This window comes from Anaerovibrio sp. JC8, assembly GCF_002100115.1.
Lineage (GTDB): Bacteria > Bacillota > Negativicutes > Selenomonadales > Selenomonadaceae > Anaerovibrio.
Window position 1 is genome coordinate 65,573 of the sequence record NZ_ANBM01000008.1, and the last position, 20,652, is coordinate 86,224.

Consider the following 20,652-nt stretch of genomic DNA (forward strand, 5'->3'; position numbering starts at 1 on the left):
ATTTTAAATCCTTAACACAACGGATATTGACATAAGTCATAAACGAAATATAATATAGTTAATGACATAAGTCATTAAAGGAGGGTATCTATGGCCAGACCGGTGAAAAAGAAAAAAATATGCTCATTGCCTGCTTTTCCGGAATTTGTTCCCAAGGATGGCAACAAGGATATGCCGGTGGTGTTCATGCCGGTGGAAGAATATGAAACCATCCGCCTCATGGATTACAACGGGTTAACCCAGCTGGAATGTGCTGAGCAAATGAATGTTGCCAGAACAACAGTACAGGCCCTATACGTGGCTGCCCGCAGGCGCATGGCTGTGTGTTTGGTGGAAGGAAAGCCTCTAAAAATAATTGGCGGTGATTATGAGGTCTGCGGCGAAGACCAGTTATGTGGCAGTATCCGCCGCCGTAAAAATCATTGTCCCTATGAACAGAAAGGAAGTCGTATTATGAAATTGGCAGTAACTTATGATAATGGTGAAATTTTCCAGCATTTTGGAAAAACCAGCGAGTTTAAGGTATATGATATTCAGGATAACAAGGTAGTCAAATCTGAGGTTATTGGTACCAATGGTCAGGGCCATGGTGCATTGGCTGGTATTCTTCAGGATCTGCACATTGATACCTTGATTTGCGGTGGTATCGGTGGTGGTGCCCAGAATGCCTTGGCATCCGCCGGGATTGCCCTTTATGGTGGTGTTTCCGGTTCTGCTGATGCTGCAGTTGAAGCACTTTTGGCGGGTAATCTTGCCTATAATCCAGCTGTTCACTGCAACCATCATGGACATGGTGAACGTCAAACCTGTGGCGATCATGGTTGCCAACACTAATACTTTTTAATATTATATTTTTGTGTTTGTATTATTTTAGTTAGGAGGCCAACTTCATGGCAGAAGAATGTAATCACGACTGTAGCTCCTGCGGTACTACCTGCGGTGAGGACACCCGCAGGAAATCTTTTTACGAGGAGCCAAATGAGTTAAGTAAAATCCGCCATGCCATTGCAGTAGTCAGCGGCAAAGGCGGTGTAGGAAAATCTCTGGTAACCGGTCTGTTATCCGTGTTAATGTCCAGAAAGGGACGCCATGTAGGTATCATGGATGCGGATATTACTGGTCCATCTGTGCCGAAGATGTTTGGCATATCCGGAGAAATAATTGGTAATCAGGCTGGTGCATATCCTGTCAGCTCTGCCGGCGGTATTGATATTGTCAGCATGAATTTATTTCTGGAAAACACCTCTGACCCGGTAGTATGGCGGGGCCCTGTTATCAGCGGCGTCGTAAAGCAGTTTTGGCAGGATGTTATCTGGAATGATATAGATTATTTGTTCATTGATATGCCACCGGGAACCGGTGACGTACCATTAACAGTAATGCAGTCCATTAAGCTGGATGGCATTGTTATCGTTACCAGCCCTCAGGAGCTGGTTTCCATGATAGTTGAAAAGGCCGTAAAGATGGCTTCTGTTATGAAGGTACCTATTTTAGGCGTAGTAGAAAACATGAGCTACTTTGAATGTCCGGATTGTGGCAAGCAGCATAAAATATATGGTGAAAGCCATCTTGAGGAAATTGCCAAGGAATATAATCTGGATATTCTGGGCCGTATCCCAATTCAGCCATCCCTGGCCGCCAAATGTGATGCCGGGCAGATTGAAACTGTAGAAGCGGAATTTTTGCAGGACGCAGTAGAAAAGCTGCTGGCTGCGGAAAAGAAATAGCATCTAATAATGGAGGGCTTCACTATGAAAGCTGACTGCGCCAACTGTAAGACCCATGCCTGTTACACCAAGGGCGTGAACTGCACGGGGATAGATAGGGAAACTATTCTGGAAGCATACAATGACGATGAACGTCGTATTATGGAAGCTGCAGCCTATGTGGAAGGCACCTTTTACAGCAATATTACCCGTCTTCAGGAAACAGCGGAATTCGCCAAAGCCATGGGCTACAAGAAGCTGGGCATGGCCTTCTGTATTGGTCTGAATACGGAGGCCCGCTATATTGCCCGCTACTATGAGCAGCAGGGCTTTGAATTTTACAGTGTATGCTGTAAAAATTGCAGCTTCAATAAAAAAGAGCTTGGCCTTAAACAGGTCAAGCCGGAGCTGGAGCATGAAGCCATGTGCAACCCCAAATTTCAGGCCAAATTGTTGGCAGAAAAGGGAACGGAGCTGTTCATCTCCTGTGGCCTGTGCGTGGGTCACGATGCCATCTTTAACGGCAGCTGCCCAGGTCCTGTCACTACCCTGGTGGTAAAGGACAGACTGCTGGCCCATAATCCTTTGGGAGCTATTTACTCCAGATACTGGAAGCGCAAGCTTGGTATAATGGACAAAGGAGAAATATAAAAGTATAGCGGGAAAGGGTGCAAATTATCGGCTAAAATTTAAACATAACCAAAAATCAAAAAGGCGTGCCATATAAATTGGCACGTCTTTTCGTATATATACTTATGTTATTTATTTTCCATTAAACACTGGTGGACGCTTTTCAGCAAAGGCCTGTATGCCTTCCCGGAAATCCTCGGTGCCCAGCAGCATTGCCATAGCCATGGACTCGTAGGTCAGGGTTTCATCCAGGGAAGCACCAAAATTATTGATTTCCTTCTTCATCATGGCCAGTGCCAATGGAGCCGCCCCGGCTATTTGCTTGGCCACCGCCAAGGTCTTTTCCCGCAATTCCTCTGCCGGGAATACATCATTGACCAGCCCCAATGTATGGGCTTCAGCAGCCTCCACCGGCCGGGCAGTAAACATTAACTCTTTGGCCTTGGCCAAGCCCACTGCCTTGGCAAGGAAATAATATCCGCCACAGTCCGGTGCCAAACCAATATTGGCAAAGCTCTGAATGAACTTCACACCCTGAGCGGCATAGCAAAGATCACAGGCAATGGCGATATTAAAGCCAGCTCCGGCTGCCACTCCGTTTACCATGGCAATTACCGGCTTTGACATACTATGAATGAGTTTTACTACCATACCCGCCTGGGCCACAAACCGCCTACGTTCCTCCGTAGTTTTCAAATTGTCCAGGGAAGCCAAATCGCCCCCCGCACAAAATCCACGGCCTTCCCCGGTCAATACCACAACCCGCACCTCCGGGTCATGCTCCGCCTGATGTAATTTCTCTATCCAGCCATTTATAAGCTCCAAACTCATGGAATTTAAGCTCTTGGGCCTATTCAAGGTTAAAATGGCAACCCGGTCTTCCCTCTCGTACTTGATAACTTCCTCAGACACAAAATCACACTCCCCACTGCATGCTTATCTAGAGTACAACGTTCTGAGGCAATTATACAATAAAAGGACACACTGTGGGTAGACTAGATATTTGATGGCCAAACCGGCACATGTACAGCCTTAAGGCGGTTAAACCGTGGTACAGGCTTGGTAATTTTCTTTGCATTAAATTTGATGATATTAGGTATAGCCGGTGTAATACGGCTCAAAGCACCCCCGGGGGTAGCACTTGCCACTATCTTCAATGCCTTGCTGCATAATACTTTTTCCATAATGATTTTCCCCCTTTTTCTTCGATTCAAAAACATCTCTGTTTGAACATACGAACCAAATGGAAAACCATTACAAATTAAGTTACTTTTTTAATTATCACCATCAAAAAAGCTGTGGCACTCCCCGAAAGGATGCCACAACTTTTTAATATTTGCTATAACTTGAATAATTCCTGAATTAATCAGCCTTTTGCCCTTGCACCGTAGAAAACATACTTGTTGTTGAAGAGCTTAAAATACTTGTGGTATGGCAGCTTAACCTCCAAGGTTCCCATAGCATAGCAGCCGATTTCATAGTTGCCGAAGTATATGATGCAATCATCCTCGCTCAAACCGAATTGCAGGTTGCCGTCCTCAATCAGTGCCTTAACTGCCTTGAGAGCTTCAGTTCTGTCCGGCATTGCAGAACGCGGCTCAATCTGGTTGGCTGCTTCTTCCACGATTATCTCTGCCAAACCATCGGTAGTCTTGAAAATATCGTTGAGCTTCAGCTCCTTGCCGGTCTTGGAATCAAAAACGTGGGCCTTGTAATAATAAACAGGATGAGCACCGCCAAGATAAACAAACTCACCGCCTACACAGCTGAATACCGTGGAATCAGCCCGCAGCCCGCTGTAGCTCAGCTCATAGCTGTATATAGGATCATTGCTGTCACCCTGATACCAGCCACCGGCCTTGCCCTCCTCATACAGTGCAATCAAATCAGGGGACCAGCTGTTCATCATCCGCCGCATATAGCTCCAGTTTTCAGCAGAAAGCTTATCGAGAGAATCCTGTAATTTTGGATAAGCCTCTGCAAAGTCAGGAGCCAAAGTAACCTCATAGGTGCTGGATTCCATCAGCTTTCTGCCATAATAGACCAGCTCCGACCTCTGCACGCTGGTGTTGTACGCCAATGGAGTACTGTAAGGAATACCGCCCGGTGTTGCAAAATCCCCCGGTTCCTCACAAGCCATGGCCACTCCGGTATAACTGTAATCTGTAGTTACAGGTGCCCAAATACCCAGTGCTGCCACAGCAACCCCTGCTACCAGCATTTTTTTCCACATAATAATCCCTCCATTCACAATAAATATTGTGCTTACCTTGACTCAATAATATATGAATGAGAAGAATTTTGCTACTTAAAATTCAATTAAAAAATAGCAGGATTAATGACTGGAGCAATAGGATTTTGAGCGTCAAAAAACTTTTTTTATAAACCTGCATTAGTGATAAAAATTATTTGTTTGAGCAAAGCGAGTTATAATTTTTATCACTATTTTTTGATATGTAAAAAATGTTTTTAGCGAAAAATCCGTGCTACAGGCAATAATCCTGCTCATTAAATTTTAATTAGATAATTTTGGTGGTCCAGCCCTCAATATTCCATACAGAATCCACCCAGTCCTCATAGAAATCCGGCTCATGGGAAACCAGCAAAATGGTACCCTTGTATTCCTTAAGGGCCCGCTTCAATTCAGCCTTGGCATCCACATCCAGATGGTTGGTTGGCTCGTCCAGTACCAGCAGATTAACCGGCTTCTGCATAATCTTGCACAGACGCACCTTGGCCGCCTCACCGCCGGAGAGAACCATCATCTTGCTGGTAATATGCTCGTTGGTAAGGCCACAGGCTGCCAGAGCTGCCCGAACCTCAAACTCGCTCATGCCCGGATATTCCTGCCAAATTTCCTCAATGGCAGTGTTGTCGTTGCCCTTGGTGGACTCCTGCTCAAAATAACCAGGGGTCACAAACTCACCCAGCTCTATCTTGCCGGAAATCGGCTTAATCATGCCCAGCAAAGTCTTTAACAGGGTGGTCTTACCCAGACCGTTCACGCCCCGCAGAGCCACCTTCTTGCCCCGCTCCAGCTGTAAATCCACCGGGTTGGTCAGCGGGGTATCATAACCTAAAATCAGCCGCTTGGCCTCAATAACAAACCGGCTTGGAGTACGGTCCATCTGAAAATTGAAGTGAGGCTTTGGCTTTTCCGTGCGCTTTTCCAGCACTTCCATCTTATCCAGCTTCTTCTGACGTGAATTGGCCATGCCACGGGTAGCCACCCGGGCCTTGTTTCGCTGAATAAAGTCCTTCTCCCGGGCAATTTCTGCCTGCTGGCGCTCATAGGCCGCATCCTCCTGACGACGCTTGATGGCATACATCTCCTGGAACTTCTCATAGCTGCCGGTATAACGGGTCAGGCTGGCATTCTCCACATGATAAATAACATTGGTCACCGCATTCAGGAACGGCACATCATGGGACACCAGAATAAAGGCATTCTCATAGCCCTGCAAATAGGTCTTCAGCCACTCAATATGCTCCACATCAAGATAATTGGTAGGCTCGTCCAAAATAAGGATATCCGGGCTCTGCAAAAGCAGCTTCGTCAGCAATACCTTGGTGCGCTGACCGCCGGACAATTCATCAACCATGCGGTCAAGGCCAATATCCCGCAGGCCCAGGCCTCCGGCCACCTCCTCTATCTTGCTGTCCAGGGTGTAAAAGCTGTGGGCATCCAGGATTTCCTGAATTTCTCCCGCATCATTCAGGAGCTTGTCCATTTCCTCCGGAGAGGCTTCACCCATTTTATCGTAGCAGGACTGCATTTCTGCTTCCAGCTTGTACATTTCATCAAAGGCGGTTTTCAGCACATCACGGATGGTCATGCCAGCCTTCAGAACAGCGTGCTGGTCCAGATAGCCGGCGGTAACCCGCTTGGCCCACTCCACCTTGCCCTCATCCGGGGTCATCTGGCCGGTAATAATGGACAGAAAAGTAGACTTGCCCTCACCGTTGGCTCCTACCAGTGCCACATGCTCCCCCTTCAGCAGGCGAAAGCTAACATCCTCAAAAATAGTCCTGGCCCCAAAGCCATGGGACATTCTTTCAACATTTACAATACTCAAGCTCGTATCTCCTTAACAATAATCATGGAATCCGGTCTGATTTCCGTACAGTAGAAAATCACTTCTACCCCCGCAGCCCTGGCCGCTGCCAGTGCCTCACCATACTGGGGATGAGTGGCAATATTGGGGCGCACCTCAGTAATGCCCTCCATCTGAATGACATAGGCAATGGCACATTTATAGCCCTCGGCCACTGCCCCGGCCAGCTCGTTAAGGTGCTTTATACCCCGCTCAGTAGGTGCATCGGGAAAATAACCGATGCCATCCACCTCCAGGGTACAGCCCTTAACCTCCATCAGATAGTTGTCCTGGCCCCGTTCCATGTAAAAATCTATTCTGGAGCTTCCAAAAGAAAACTCAGGCTTTATCATATCAAAATTTTGTTGTTTTAGCCACTCCAAAACCACTTTATTGGGAGCCTGGCTGTCCATGTTAATCAGTCCCAGCCCCTCCTTGTACACCGCAATAATGTCGTACTTGGTCTTGCGGTTGGGATTGTCGGCTATTTCCAGCACCACCGTCACCCCCGGAAGGAGCAGTTCCTTGCAGCGGCCGGTATTTTTCACATGAACCGTTTCCACCTGCCCATCAATTTCCACATGGGCGATAAAACGATTGGGACGGTCAATAAACCGTCCCTCAATAATATTTTTATATTGCATAATTACCTCTTGCGCAATCGGTCAAGCCATGTACTGGCCGGATGATTCTCAAAGAACATAAAGATAATCGGAATAATCAACAGGGTAAATATAGTGGATGACAGCAGACCGCCAATGATAACCCAGGCCATGCTTACCCTGGTTTCTGCACCCTCGGACATGGCCAGTGCCGTCGGCATCATGCCCACTATCATGGTGATGGTAGTCATCATAATCGGCTTCAAACGCACCTTGCCGGCCTCCACAATGGCCTCGTAGGCACTGTAGCCCCGGCTCTGCAGGGTCATGGTATAATCCAGCAGCAGGGTACCATTCTTGGCCACCACGCCGTCCATTACCAAAATACCGATCATGGAATACAAATTCAGGGTATTGTGGGTAAACAGCAAAAAGAGAATAGCACCAATAATACCCAACGGCAAGGAAAACATTCTTATAAACGGCGTAATAAGGGATTCATACAGCACCGCCAGCAGCATATAAATCAATACCATGGCCATAATCAGGGCCATAAACAGCTGCTGGAAGGAATCGTCCATCTTGTCGGACTGGCCCGTAAATCTATAGGACACACCATCCCCCAGATCCACCTTCTTCAATTCCTTCCTTACATCCTGAAGCACATCATTCAGAGGCCTGTTACCAGCGTTGGCAAACAACGTTATGGAACGCTGCTTGTTGACACGGCGTATGCGCACCGGTCCCGTAGCATATTTCATATCGGTTACATCACCAATAAACATGGTGCGGCCGTTGACATCAATAGGAATAGATGCCACATCGGAAGCCTTGAAGCCATCTGCCCCCTTAAAACGCACATTGATATCAGTATCCTGATTATTGTTCAGTGGGTCATTGCTGATATTGCCCGCCTTCTTGCCGGAAATTGCCGAGGAAATAGCTGTATCCACATCCCCCACGGAAACTCCCATGGCACGAATCTTCTCACGGTCAAGGTTCAGCCGCAGCTCCGGTGCCCCCTCCACATAGGAGGAAGCCACATCGGTGATGCCGGACACCTTGTGATTCAATACATCCTTCACCTTGTCAGCTGCCGCCACCAGCTTTTCATTGTCCATACTGCGCAGCTCAATGCGCACAGCACCGCCGCCACGGATACCGCCACCGGATACACCGGCTACCGAGGTCTGGGTCTCGGACACACGGATTGTAGCGTCATCTATACCACCACAAAAGGCCCGCATTTCATCCGCCACTTCCCATACACTGCGGCTGCGGTCTCCCCGGTCCTTCAGCTCCACCCGGATACGGCCTTCATTGGAGCTGCTTCCTCCGGCGTTAGCCAGATAATGCTTAACCTCGGGAATGGTATTCAGCTTTTCCTCTATGCGGGTAATGACCTTGTGGGTCTCGTCAGCAGTATAGCTTACCGGCATTTCCACAAATATCTGGAAGCTGCCCTCATCGGTGCGGGGCATAAATTCAGCACCCACTGCCCCCAACGGAATCAGTGACACAGAGCCGATAAACAGGGCCAGTGCCCCCAGCAGCAGCTTCTTCTGGTTGGCAAAGCTCTTTTTCAGCAGCTCCTCATATTTGGCAACCGCCCTTTCCTCCAGCCGGTCCATAAATTCCCAAAGCCTTTTCTTGGAAGGGTGATAGCCCTTGCGATAAAACTTTGAGGCCAGCATCGGCGTCAGCGTAAAGGACACAAACAGGGAAAACATGCCTGCAAACACAATGGTAAGACCGAACTGACGGAAGAACTGCCCCGTCATGCCGGACATAAAGGCAATAGGCAGGAAGGTCACCGCATCACACAGGGTAATGGCCACCGCCGCCATGCCAATTTCCATACGGCCGTTTTCCGCCGCATCATCAGGGGACTCACCCATTTTCAGGTGGCGGATAATATTTTCCAGTACCACCACGGAGTCATCCACCAGAATACCAATACACAGGGTCATACCCATAAGGGACATCATGTTGAAGGTAAAACCCGCCGAATACATTACAAAAAAGGTAGCCACCAAGGAGGTTGGAATAGCCACCATAACCGCTGCCATGGACCGCCAGCCCCTGAGGAACAAAAACAGCACCAGACCGGTGGTAATAAGACCCTCCACCAGTGTTCCCAAGGTATTGTTCAAGGAATTGCGGACATAATCCGCATCATTGCTGGTCACCGTAAACTGATAATCCGGATTATCCCGCCTGATGACTGCCAGCTTTCTTTCGATGTTATCCGCAGTTTCCACCACATTGGCATCACTGTTTTTGTAGATAAGCATCATTACCGAGGACTCACCGTTGAATTCGCCATAACGGTTTACCCGTGCGTTCTGATGGCGTACTGAAGCCACAGAAGTCAAGGGAATCTGTGCCCTGTCGGCATTCTGCACAAAAATATGCTCAATATCTGATGCCTTCTCGTACTGGGCCACTGCCCGCACATCAGACTTGTATTTATCCGTATAGATGGTGCCGGATGGCAGCAGCTTATTTTCATTTCTGATGGCCGCTACAATGTCATTAAGATTCAGCTTGTAGGCCGCCATCTTGTCCTTGTCCACCTCGACGGCAATCTCTTTGTCCAGCCCGCCGAAAACCTCTATCTCCGACACGCCGCCGGCCTGCTGGAGCTCATCGGCAAAGACCTTGTCCACCTTGGAATACATATCCGACATGGAATGCTCCGAGGTTACCGCCACCTCAACTATTGGCTCGTCATTGTCATCACGCTTGATGACCACCGGCTCATCCGCCTCATCCGGCAGATTATAGCGTATGGCCTCCACCTTCTTGGTGGCATCTATGGCAGCACTGTCCGCATTGGCATCAAATTCCAGCTCCACCGTCACCCGGGCCCGCTCATATTGGGCCGTTGACTGGATATTCTTCACGTTGGACAGGGAGGACAGAGCCTCCTCCACCGGCTTTACCACCTGCTGCTCCACGGACTCCGCACTGGCCCCCGGATAGCGCACCATTACCGTGATATAAGGAGTATTGACCGCCGGCAGCAGCTCCACCCCGATGCGGATAAAGCTGAACAGCCCCAGCACCACAAAGAGGCAGACGATCATGGAAATACCCACCGGCCGCTTAATGGAAAGTCTTGTAATGTTCATCAATTTCCATCACCTGCTTCGTCCGATGATTCCAATGTCACCCTGCCACCATGCTTCAAGCGGTCAATGCTGGAAACAGCCACAATATCCCCTTCATTTATGCCGGAGAGGATTTCCACCTCGGCATCATTGATAAGTCCTATGGTAATTTCCCGTTCCTCCACGGTTTCCGTGTCCCCGTTGTACACAAATACAGTGGTTCTGCCATTCTTCGTCAAAAGGGCATCCTTAGGTGCAAAGAGAGTATCCCTGCGCTGCAAAATATCTACAGAGGTTCTGGCAAATAAGCCTGCCTTTATATCCCCTTTGGCAACATCCAAGGATATGCGGACAGAATAAGCCTTGGTATCGTCACTCATGGCAGGGCTTACATATACCACCTTGCCCTGATAGGTATTGCCCATGGCATCAATGGTCACTGACACAGGCATGCCGGTGGTCAGCAGTGCCGCATCATTCTCTGAAATAGAGCAGTCCACATACAGATGGCTGTTGTCCACCAGGGTCAGCACCTTGCTGCCGGCGGTGAGATAGCTTCCCACCTCCACATCACGGAAGCCAATGACACCACCCCGTGGTGCCCGGATAAACATATCCTCCCGCTGCTTGCGGAGAGCATCCACACTATAGGCGTTCTTACGGGCGTTGTAGAGCTTGGAGCGGACACTGGCCGGAGAGGTTCCCGTATTCTGGTCCATCAGGGCATCGTATTCTGCCTTGGCCGTCACATAGACATTTCTGGCATTTTCCAGCTGGTCAAGGGAAATGGCCCCGATATTATACAGATACTGCTGCCGCTCGTAGTGGCTTTTCTGTATTTCGTAGGCCGCACCCGCCTTGGCAAACTTGGCATTGTAGGAAGCCTCCTCAGTTTCACTGTCTGCCAGGGCAGCCTCAGCTGCTGCCTCACCCTGCAAAATGGCAATATCCAGATCCACAGTGTCCTGGGCCACCAGAATATCTCCCTCTGCCACCTGGTCACCCAGCTTGACATTGACCGCCGTAACCCGGCCGGCATACTTCGGAGCCAGAACAATAGTGGCATCCGCCGTGGTATGGCCGGACAATACAATATGTCGCTTCATATCAGCCCGCTTCACCTGATAGGTGGCGATTTTTGGCAGCGGCAGCTCCGGCTTTCTGCCCTTGTCACCGCCCTTTACAAACACAAAATAGCCCAATATAAATACCAGCAGCAGGCACACTGCTCCTGCCACCCGAAACTTTTTATCCTTCTTTAATTTTGACCAATCGTGGCGCATTACCTACCTCCACACCAGCAATATATTTAAATTTTTAATTTTTCAGAGAATTTTTAGTATATCTGCGATATAATATACTTATACATTATATTTTAGTCTACAAATGTTTTTTTGACTATTATTTTATTAGTGAAAGGTGGTTTTTATTAATGTTTTCAGTTGAATTTAAGCCGGGCATTTATTGGGTTGGTTCCATGGACTATTCCATGCGCAGCTTCCACGGCTACAGCACAGACCGCGGCTCTACCTACAATGCCTACCTCATTATTGATGACAAAATAACCCTTATTGATACCGTAAAGGCACCATTCTGCATGGAAATGTTTGGCCGCCTCAGAACTGTTATTGACCCGGCCAAGATTGATTATATCGTGTCCAACCACGTAGAGCCGGACCACTCCGGCGGTATTCCATTTATGATGCAGCATTGCCCTAATGCCAAAATCGTCACCAGCGACCCTAACGGCCTCAAGGGACTCACCGGCCGCTATGGTGAGCGGGATTACATCGCCGTAAAGGCCGGCGATACCCTGTCTCTGGGCAAGCGCACCCTGACCTTCGTGCCTACTCCTATGCTCCACTGGCCAGACAGCATGGTTACCTACTGTCCGGAGGAGGAGCTGTTGTTTGCCAATGATGCCTTTGGCCAGCATTTGGCCACCACAGCCCGTTTCGATGATGAAACCGACCTGCACGAGGTTATGCATCAGGCCAAGAAGTATTATGCCAACATTCTCATGCCATTTGGCATGCAGGCCACCAAGGCCATTGAAGCCCTCAGCGGTCTCAAGATCAGCATGATAGCCACCGGCCACGGTGTTTCCTGGCGCAAGCATATTCCGGAAATCATCCAGGCCTACAAGGACTGGAGCACCTTCAAGAAAACCGACAAGGCTGTTGTAGTCTTTGATACCATGTGGCACACCACAGAAATTATGGCCAAGAACGTGGCCGATGCCTTCCACAAGGCCGGCATTGAGCCAAAGCTCTTTGACCTTAGATGTGACCATATTTCCGATGTAATGACGGAGCTGCTGGATGCCAAATACATCGCCGTAGGCTCCCCTACCATCAACAACCAGATGATGCCATCCGTAGCCGCTTTCTTCTGCTACATGAAGGGCCTGGCACCAAAGGGCCTTAAGGGCTTTGCCTTCGGCTCCTACGGCTGGGGCGGCCAGAGCATTCCACAGGTGGAAGAAGCACTGAAGGACTGCAAGGTAGAAATCGTCCTTGACCAGCAGAAGATCCAGAACACCCCTAACCCAGCCTTCCTAAAGGGCCTGCAGGAAAATGTGGTAAATCTGGTAAAAGGATAAGTTGAATCAATAAAAAAACTGTTGCATAAATTTTTATGCAACAGTTTTTTATTTGTGTTTATATTCTTAGAAGGTATAAACTGTGCTTATGCTGCCCATGACGCCCTGCTTCTTGCCCGCATAGGCGGTGAGATTCAGGTCTACGCCCCATGGGGTATCAGCAGTTGGCTTGATAAATGCGCCGATTTCGCCGCGGATTCTGCCGCCGCCAATGTCAGCACCACGGATGTCGAGACCGTTTACAGTGCCATAGGCCCTGCCGCACATCTCATACTCATAGGCCAGACCGCCGTAGAAGCTCCACTGATCGTCCCTCTTTTCGGTGTAGCGTGCCCCTACCCGCAGCAGGCTGCTGGTAATGTCGTCAAGTCTGTAGTCAGCGCCAGCCACCGTAAAGTCGGTACCATTTCTGTGGTTGTAGAAATACTTGGCATAGACATCCAGTACGGTGTGTCTGTCAAGCTTCAGCTCACGGCCCACACCAACATGGAAGCCATAATAGCCGGTGTCGGTGTTGTAGCTGTAGGCATTGCCCATGTTATCCCTAAGGAGACCGTTGGCATCCTCATGAACAGTACCGGCACGGAGGCTGCCCTCCACATAGAGGCCCTTAGGAGTATACCACTTGGCCAGGAGACCGCCGCCGGTATAACGGGTGCTTCCGTCGCCACGCTGTGCTGCATCGTTATAGGTGGTGTAGTTGCCGTTTCCATACTCGAAGAAGGCACCATACTCAAAGGTGGAGTGCTTCTTCACGTTCTTGTGGCCCAGAGCCAGGATGGCATTCCAGGTGCTTACATCAATATGGCTGCCGGTTTCCTGGGTCAGCTTGCCGCCACCCAGCTTGGCAAAGGTCGCAAGACCGTCCTTGCCGGTGTTTTCCGGCAATGCCAGACCATCAACTGCAGAACCGATGTAGTCATTACCTACATTCAAGGTGGTCATGGTAGCCTCGGCACCCATCAGGGTGTTGTGGGTCTGCTCAGTGGCCCTTACACTCTTTACGTTGTAAACCACATTGTTATTTTCATCAAGGGCAACCTTGCCAGTACCCTCTACTGCTATGCCAATGGTAAAGTCAGAATCCTCATTGACATTGACAGCCTTGTTGGTTACCGCACTCTGGTCAAGGAGAGTCATGGTATCGTCCTTGGCCACTACCTTGACGCCTGTAAATTCCACGTTCTTGGCAGATACAGTGGTCATGGAGAGGTCACTGTTTGTGTCATCAGTAACGGTAACAGCTGCCTTGGACTTGCTCCAAGGAACCACGGTGAAGTTCATGGCCTCAAAGTTCTTGATGCTCTTTACCTTCTGTTCGCCGCCAGTCCATGGAGTACCGCTGTAGCCAATATTCAGGGTATTGCCGTTGTACTGCAGGTTGCCGCCGAAGATGCCGGTATTGGAAACATCTGCGGTACCAAAGAGATTAACTGTATTGTTCTGGGTGGTGCCGCTTACACTGTAGCCACCATATACGCCGCCGTCAATGGTTACGCCCAGGGTTTCAGAAGTAATGGTATTGCCGGTTACGGTGCCACCGCCAAGATTTACGGTGTTGTTGTCAGCAGTGGAGGTTCCGCCATAGCCACCGATAACGCTGCCCTTTACTTCGCCTCCCAGTACATTAACTGTATTATTGGTAGCAGTAGAAGTTGCAAAGCCGCCGATAACGTGCTCAGTTACGCCACCCTTCAGCAGGGATACACTGTTGCTTACCGCCTCGTCACAGCCGCCGCCGATAATACCAAGAACGGTACCATCGTGGAAGTAAACCAGATCGTTGGAGGAACGGATCTTGCTCTTGCCGCCGTAGACGTAATCATCAACAGTAGCTTTCTTTACGGTAACTACGTTGCCGTCAGCAGTGCCGTTTTCACTGTAGCCGCCGTAAACTGCACCCTTAACTTTAACATCACCGTCAAGGGTTACATTGTTGGAAGCTGCCACACCGGTGCCATCGGTCTTGCCGCCGTATACGCTGCCGCCTACACTGCCGCCGGATACAGATGCCTCATTGGTGGAAACAGCACCTTCCTTGCTGTAGCCACCCATTACGCTGCCACCAACATTGCTGTTGGTAACATTAACAGTATTCTGTACAGAAGTACCGCTTTCACTCTGGCCGCCGACCACGGAACCGCCTACAGTACTTCCCTCAACAGTTGCCTTGTTTTCAGAGGAAGTGCCGCTGCCGGTCTTGCCGCCAATTACATCCTTATCTACCTTGCTTCCGCCAGTTACAGTGGCCTCGTTCTTGCTGGTGTTGCCGCTGGTACTCTGGCCGCCGACTACGGAACCGCCAACCTCGCTGCCGCCTTCTACAGTAGCCTTGTTTTCGGAGGAAGTGCCGCTGTTGGTCTTGCCACCGGTAACATCACCGGTAACCTTGCTCTTGCCACTGACCTTGGTTTCGTTCTTGCCGGTATTGCCGCTTTCACTCTGACCGCCAGTAACATTACCGCCTACAGTACTTCCATCAACAGTTGCCTTGTTTTCATTGGAAGTGCCCTTGCCCTCGTTCTGGCCGCCGATTACATCCTTCTCTACCTTGCTGCCGCCAGTTACAGTGGTTTCATTCTGGTTGGTATCGCCATTCTTGCTATGGCCGCCAACTACGTTGCCGCCTATCTCGCTGCCGCCGGATACAGTAGTCTTGTTTTCGTTGGAAGTGCCGTCACCGTTGGACTTACCACCGGTAACATCACCGCCCACCTTGCTGCCTTCAGTAACGGTGGTTTCGTTCTTGTTGGCATTGCCCTTTTCACTCTGGCCGCCGGTTACGTCACCATCTACCTGGCTCTTGCCTTCTACAGTGGTTTCATTGTCTGTGGAGTCGCCGTTGCCGCCGGAACGGCCGCCAGTTACGTTACCGCCAATCTTGCTGCCGTTCTTGATGTCAACCTTGTTTTCCTTGGTTTCGCCGTCGCCATCAGTCTTGCCGCCGTTTACATCGCCGCCGACTTCAGTGCCATCCAACGTGGTCTCATTGCCCTTGGAGCCGCCGCTGCCACCAGAGTGGCCACCGTTCACATCGCCGCCGACCTTACTGCCAGTCAGGATCACGTGGTTTTCTTCGGTATTGCCGCTGCCACCGGTCTTGCCGCCGTTTACATCACCATCCACTGTGCTGCCTTCCACCGTGGTCGTGTTGCCCTTGGAGCCGCCATGGCCACCGAGGGTTTCACCACCGGTTACGGTGCCGTGGATTGTACCTCTCTTGATAATGACCTCGTTTTCCTCGGTGTTGCCGGTATCGCTCTGGCCACCGTTGGCATCACCGTCTATTTCACTGTCTTCCACATTCAGCTTGTTCTTGTTGGCATTGCCGTTCTCACTGGTACCACCGTTGGCATCACCGCCGGTGCCGTCATCGTTCTTCTGAATATGGGAGTTTTTAACCTTGGTTTCATTATCCTTGGCCTCGCCGTCACCTTCGGCCTTGCCGCCCGGAACATCGCCCTTATGAGGATTTTCGCCGTCTATTGTGGTCTCAACCTTCACGGCCTCCACAGGTGCCACCTGCTCATCAACGCCGCGGTCAACCACATACATCAGGCTCTTCGTAGCACTGTCCCAATAAGCATGGCCCTTGCCGGTCTTGCCGTTGTCCAGGGTAAAGATGCCCGCACGGGTCTTGTTGACGCTGTCACCAAAGTTGGATACCAGCTTCATGGTATCACCCTTGTTGAGAGCGCTTACCCCTGTAAAGAATACATTTTCTGCATTTACAAAGGCATCACTGTAAGCGATTTCTGTATTTGGACGGGCATAGGTGCTGTTCCAGCCCAGCTTGCCAACGTTAAGGTCAGAGGCCTTGTTGGAGGATACTGTGTAGAGTACATTGCCGCCGGTGGCGGATACATTGCCCGTCACTGCCCCCTTGACGGTCAGACCCGGATTGGCTGTGTAGGTGTAATTCAGCTTGCCAGTATCCTGGGCCCCAATATTATTCAAAGTATTATTGGCCTTCACCAGTGTCATGGAATCATTGGCAGCTGCCGTCTTTTTCTGGTCATCGGTCATGGTTACACCAAAGCCGGATTTATCCAGAGTCTTTACATTGGAGAAGTTGTACATGGCAGAGCTTTTATCCACCAGCACTGCATCCTTGTTATAGGTGACCTTACCCAGCCCGATAGTGTCTATGTAGGCCGCTCCTACGCTATACTGGAGAGCCGTACCGTCATTGCTGGCCTGGACGCCCTTGGCCTGCTTGCCGGATATGGTGATATTTTTCTCGGTTTCGCTGTAGGCAGCACTTGGCTGGTACTTTATGCTGTCATCAATTTTGGCACCAGTAAAGAAGCCCGCTGTATTACGGGTGAGAATATCATAATCGCCTACAGCTGTAGGAGTTTTAAAGCCGCTGCCAGTAACGGCAATAATACCGCTGTCGAGTTTTCCCCAAGTGCTATTCACAGTACCAGTGCTGGAACCGTCCCACTTGGAAATATCTACAGTTTCAAGAGTCTTGCTGGTTACAGCATATTGAACTATGCCGTCACCTGTAGTAACGTCACCCTTCAATGTACCAGTAAGGTTTGCTGCATTATTTATGCCATGGCTAATCTTCTGGCTTACTGGGGAGCCCTTTACTTTAAGGTTTGCTGCAAGTCCATTGGCATTGGTAAGCAGCCCCCAATGATCCCCAGCGGTAACATCATTGACGGAAGTAGCTCCATCAAAAGTAAACGTCAACTTCGATGCGTCTACGCCATTGTTTCCGACATTATTGAATGTATAGCCTGTGCCTGTAATGTTGCGGCCAGTGCCCCATTTCATTTCACCCAGGGTGATGGCATCTACAGCCATGGACTCGGCATAATATTTCAGGGTTGCACCGCTGTCTTCCGCCTTAATACCGCCGGTTTTGCTGCCAGCCAGAGTTACGCCATTTTGGGTATCGTCAGTAACCCGCTCACCGCTTTTGTAAGCCTTGGACCCGGATACGGTGCCGAAAGTGTTTGCCCCCAAGTTGTTAAAGAGGGTTTTATCTGCCGCCAGGGAAGCAAAATTCCCTGTCTCCACCGCTATGTTGGTGCCTGTCCAGCTGGTAGGAAGATTCATATTTTGCGTACCCGTCCAGCCATTAAGGTTCATGCTGCTAATGGTACCGCCAGTAATGGTATATTTTACATTTGTGCCGTTAGCTGTATTTTCCAACGATACATTACCAGTACCAGTGCCCTTATAGACAATATTATTGTCGGTAAACTCAGCAGCTACCTTGGCATTGTTTAGCGGGGTGATGGTGTCAGAAAGATTCTTGGCACCAGTAATTAAATTGGTGGTATCATTCGGTGCATCAGCTGTCCCCGTAAAGGTCAGACCAGAAGCGTTGATATTTGTTACTCCAGCGAAGTCATAGGCTGAGATGTCTTTCCGTGGGGTATCCCATTTCATATCTCCCAAGGAAACAGTATTCACATCAAATTTTTCAGCATAATAAGTCAGCTTTTTGCCGCTGTCCTCGGCCTTTACACCGCCAGCTCTGTTGCCGCTCAGAGTAACCCCATTGACCGTATCATCGAAGGTGCCAGCATCTGTATATTTGATTGAAGCGTCAATGTTAGCATTACTGAACAGGTCTTGCGTTGAAGTAAGAATAACCTTGTACTGTCCTGGGTCAAGGCCAGGCTTGGAAAAGTTTCCTTCCACAGATACACCGCCATCTTTTTTCAGCCAGGTTGATGGCAATGGAGTAGTACTCGTGTTTTTATTCCAGCCTAAAAGATCAACACTATCCAGTGTCACACTTGAAACCGTGAAGTTAACAGCATTTGTCGCCGCTACAGCCTTTCCTGTGGCTGTGGCGTTATATTTAATGCCGTATGCATCGGTATTTTCAATAGCAATGTTTTTATTAGTGTTAGTCGTGATTGGATTATTGCTATTCAAGCCACTTGCATTAAGCAGTGTTCTGGTACCGTTCTCTATCAATGTATCAGTTTTACCAAAGGCAAGGTTTGTGTCATTGATGGTGGTTCCGGAATTACCACCGACGAACTTGTAACCAGTAGGTGTGGCGGTGGTGCCCCAGGTCATGGTGCCAAGGTTAGCCGTGGTTACTTCCTTTGTCTCGGCGTAGTAAGTGAGCTTTGCGTTCGCCTTGGTGTCGTCGGCTTCCACCTTAACACCACCCATTTTATCGCCGCTAAGGGTCACGCCAGTTGTTCCTATGGCATCGGAAAAATCACCTTTATCACCATACGCGATTTCGGTAGGAATACTTGCACCAGCAAAAATCCCCGCGTCTCCGGTCAGAATAGTGGCCTTGCCAGTCCCCACAGCAGTTTTTGCTGCATCACTAATAGTGCCGCTAACTGTTACAGCTGACGAGCCTCTCGTCCAGTTGGTAAGGGTAGTACTATCTGTGGTGCCGTTCCAGTTCGACAGATTAACAGTTTTAAGCTCATTAGTGATATTGTAATCAATTTTTTGCTTGTAAGTACCGTAGGTAGTAGTGACTTCAGTAAGATTGACGGTATGGGTACTTATATGACCCAACTTCACGCCATTATCAATAGAATCAGCATTATTTCCCGTAGCATTTATTGTTCTAATCGTTTTACGGTCTGTGGTCAAATAACCACCTGATTTCACAGTACCACTGTCATCTCTATACGTTAATACTATATTATCTGTAAAACGTCCATTTCCGGAGGTGATTTTAAAAAGTGTCATGGTACCAGCACTCATTTTGTCATTCCAAAGAGTACTATTGTTATTTTCACCAGCAATATTTAATTGTGTTGGTGACTCTATACCAGAACCACTAAGTATCGTTTCACCGTTTTTAAAAGTAAAGTTATTTTTTGTGGCAAACACATCAAAGCCGTCAATCACACCGTTTACATCATTACCTTTGGCATTACCAGCCAGATATAATATATTAGGATGACCGGCTTCACCACTGGTCACATTAGTATTTTGCATTCCACCATAAAGGTTGCCGGATATTTGTGCTGTTCCCTGAAGGGTTACACTATTGTTATACGCATTCTGACCACTGCCAGCTCTGCCGCCAATCACATTTCCTCCTATTATTACTGGTGCAGTCGTGGTCCCCCCGAGAGTTACACTGTTAGCACAGGCATCGCCTTCCCCGGAATAGCCCCCATAAACATTAGAAATTCCTGTGCCGCTGGTAATATTAACAGTATTATTATTTGCACTGCCGCCTACTGTATAGGCACCACCAACATCACCGTATGAACTACTAGAGGTGTTTAAATTTCCCCCCGAAATATAAACATGTTGGTTTGAAGCACTGGCATAACTAGTGCCAGCAGTAGGAGTTTTAAAATAATAAGCACCCCATACACTCCCTACAGTTCCACTTTTGTGATTTACCGTAAATTCAGTACTAATTCCTGAAGGACTATTAACGCCATACTTACCAGTCAATATATAGGTCCGATAGGCATTAAAAGCAGAGGTACTGGTGACATTGAAAGTCATACTATCATTCGCATTCGGTGTACCATTATAATAAATAATATCCTTGCCTTGAGTAGACACGTTATCTGCTTTTCCATAAAAATTACCATTATTATCAATGCCGGAATCAGTCGCTGCCTCGGCCACAGGCCCCAAAAGGCTCCCGCCGCCCAATATAAGTGCCGTCAATATAAGACGGGTCAATTCCTGCTTGCTTTTCTTGTTTTTCATATTACTCCCCTCCCTGGGCTATTTACCGCTCAAAAACACAAAAAGCCTCCCCCCAGGCCGCCGGCAAGCCGCAAAGACTCACCAGCCTCCTGAGAGAAGGCTTATTTACATTATTATTCACTTGTGTATAAGTATCTATATTTAACGGACAGTTGTCCCCCCCGTAAGGACAGTTCTAGACACAAAAAAACCGCCCTGCACGTTGGTTGTCAATAGCTTCTGCGCTTTCAT

The 20,652-nt window shown here is 49.0% G+C and carries 12 protein-coding genes; 4 read left to right on the forward strand and 8 right to left on the reverse strand.

Annotated elements, in window-relative coordinates:
• The first annotated feature begins 90 nt into the window (after positions 1-90).
• Genes D081_RS08870 through D081_RS08880 form a run of 3 tightly spaced genes read left to right on the forward strand, consistent with a single transcriptional unit; the run spans position 91 to position 2,357 of the window.
• Positions 91-834 (forward strand): NifB/NifX family molybdenum-iron cluster-binding protein, encoded by a 744-nt coding sequence (locus tag D081_RS08870; protein ID WP_085023841.1) that lies wholly within the window; start codon positions 91-93, stop codon positions 832-834.
• 56 nt (positions 835-890) lie between these two features.
• The gene (locus D081_RS08875; RefSeq protein WP_085023842.1) at positions 891-1,727 is read left to right on the forward strand and encodes an Mrp/NBP35 family ATP-binding protein; all 837 of its coding nucleotides are present in this window, start codon (positions 891-893) and stop codon (positions 1,725-1,727) included.
• Positions 1,728-1,751: 24 nt separating this feature from the next.
• Positions 1,752-2,357, forward strand: a complete 606-nt coding sequence (locus tag D081_RS08880) for a DUF1847 domain-containing protein (RefSeq protein WP_085023843.1) — start codon at positions 1,752-1,754, stop codon at positions 2,355-2,357.
• 111 nt (positions 2,358-2,468) lie between these two features.
• On the opposite strand, the gene D081_RS08885 is transcribed toward D081_RS08880, so the two are convergent.
• From D081_RS08885 to D081_RS08915, 7 genes are all read right to left on the reverse strand, one after another.
• The gene (locus D081_RS08885; protein WP_085023844.1) at positions 2,469-3,248 is read right to left on the reverse strand and encodes an enoyl-CoA hydratase/isomerase family protein; all 780 of its coding nucleotides are present in this window, start codon (positions 3,246-3,248) and stop codon (positions 2,469-2,471) included.
• A gap of 83 nt (positions 3,249-3,331) precedes the next feature.
• Positions 3,332-3,520, reverse strand: a complete 189-nt coding sequence (locus D081_RS08890) for a hypothetical protein (protein WP_085023845.1) — start codon at positions 3,518-3,520, stop codon at positions 3,332-3,334.
• Positions 3,521-3,702: 182 nt separating this feature from the next.
• Positions 3,703-4,569, reverse strand: a complete 867-nt coding sequence (locus tag D081_RS08895) for an RsiV family protein (protein WP_085023846.1) — start codon at positions 4,567-4,569, stop codon at positions 3,703-3,705.
• Between the two features lie 286 nt (positions 4,570-4,855).
• Positions 4,856-6,412 carry an ABC-F family ATP-binding cassette domain-containing protein gene (locus D081_RS08900; protein WP_085023847.1) on the reverse strand — a complete coding sequence of 519 codons (1,557 nt, stop codon included), beginning with the start codon at positions 6,410-6,412 and terminating at the stop codon, positions 4,856-4,858.
• Complete coding sequence (gene sfsA / locus D081_RS08905; protein ID WP_085023848.1) at positions 6,409-7,074, reverse strand: DNA/RNA nuclease SfsA; 666 nt, start codon at positions 7,072-7,074, stop codon at positions 6,409-6,411. The genes D081_RS08900 and sfsA overlap by 4 nt, the downstream gene beginning before the upstream one ends.
• Positions 7,075-7,076: 2 nt before the next feature.
• Positions 7,077-10,166 carry an efflux RND transporter permease subunit gene (locus D081_RS08910; RefSeq protein ID WP_085023849.1) on the reverse strand — a complete coding sequence of 1,030 codons (3,090 nt, stop codon included), beginning with the start codon at positions 10,164-10,166 and terminating at the stop codon, positions 7,077-7,079.
• Entirely contained in the window at positions 10,166-11,428 is a 1,263-nt protein-coding gene (locus D081_RS08915; protein WP_085023850.1) for an efflux RND transporter periplasmic adaptor subunit, read from the reverse strand. Before D081_RS08915 ends, D081_RS08910 begins: the two co-directional genes overlap by 1 nt.
• Positions 11,429-11,577: 149 nt before the next feature.
• Here D081_RS08915 and D081_RS08920 point away from each other — a divergent pair, with 149 nt between their 5' ends.
• The gene (locus D081_RS08920) at positions 11,578-12,747 is read left to right on the forward strand and encodes an FprA family A-type flavoprotein (RefSeq protein ID WP_085023851.1); all 1,170 of its coding nucleotides are present in this window, start codon (positions 11,578-11,580) and stop codon (positions 12,745-12,747) included.
• Positions 12,748-12,813: 66 nt separating this feature from the next.
• Here the strand turns inward: D081_RS08920 and D081_RS08925 are convergent, their stop codons facing one another.
• Entirely contained in the window at positions 12,814-20,421 is a 7,608-nt protein-coding gene (locus D081_RS08925) for an autotransporter outer membrane beta-barrel domain-containing protein (RefSeq protein WP_085023852.1), read from the reverse strand.
• Positions 20,422-20,652 lie beyond the last annotated feature (231 nt).

What these genes read in the sequence shown, in the direction of transcription:
- D081_RS08870 (WP_085023841.1), top strand. Translation starts at nt 91, where the DNA reads ATGGCCAGACCGGTGAAAAAGAAAAAAATATGCTCATTGCCTGCTTTT.
- D081_RS08875 (WP_085023842.1), top strand. Translation starts at nt 891, where the DNA reads ATGGCAGAAGAATGTAATCACGACTGTAGCTCCTGCGGTACTACCTGC.
- D081_RS08880 (WP_085023843.1), top strand. Translation starts at nt 1,752, where the DNA reads ATGAAAGCTGACTGCGCCAACTGTAAGACCCATGCCTGTTACACCAAG.
- D081_RS08890 (WP_085023845.1), bottom strand. Translation starts at nt 3,520, where the DNA reads ATGGAAAAAGTATTATGCAGCAAGGCATTGAAGATAGTGGCAAGTGCT.
- D081_RS08895 (WP_085023846.1), bottom strand. Translation starts at nt 4,569, where the DNA reads ATGTGGAAAAAAATGCTGGTAGCAGGGGTTGCTGTGGCAGCACTGGGT.
- sfsA (WP_085023848.1), bottom strand. Translation starts at nt 7,074, where the DNA reads ATGCAATATAAAAATATTATTGAGGGACGGTTTATTGACCGTCCCAAT.
- D081_RS08910 (WP_085023849.1), bottom strand. Translation starts at nt 10,166, where the DNA reads ATGAACATTACAAGACTTTCCATTAAGCGGCCGGTGGGTATTTCCATG.
- D081_RS08915 (WP_085023850.1), bottom strand. Translation starts at nt 11,428, where the DNA reads ATGCGCCACGATTGGTCAAAATTAAAGAAGGATAAAAAGTTTCGGGTG.
- D081_RS08920 (WP_085023851.1), top strand. Translation starts at nt 11,578, where the DNA reads ATGTTTTCAGTTGAATTTAAGCCGGGCATTTATTGGGTTGGTTCCATG.
- D081_RS08925 (WP_085023852.1), bottom strand. Translation starts at nt 20,421, where the DNA reads ATGAAAAACAAGAAAAGCAAGCAGGAATTGACCCGTCTTATATTGACG.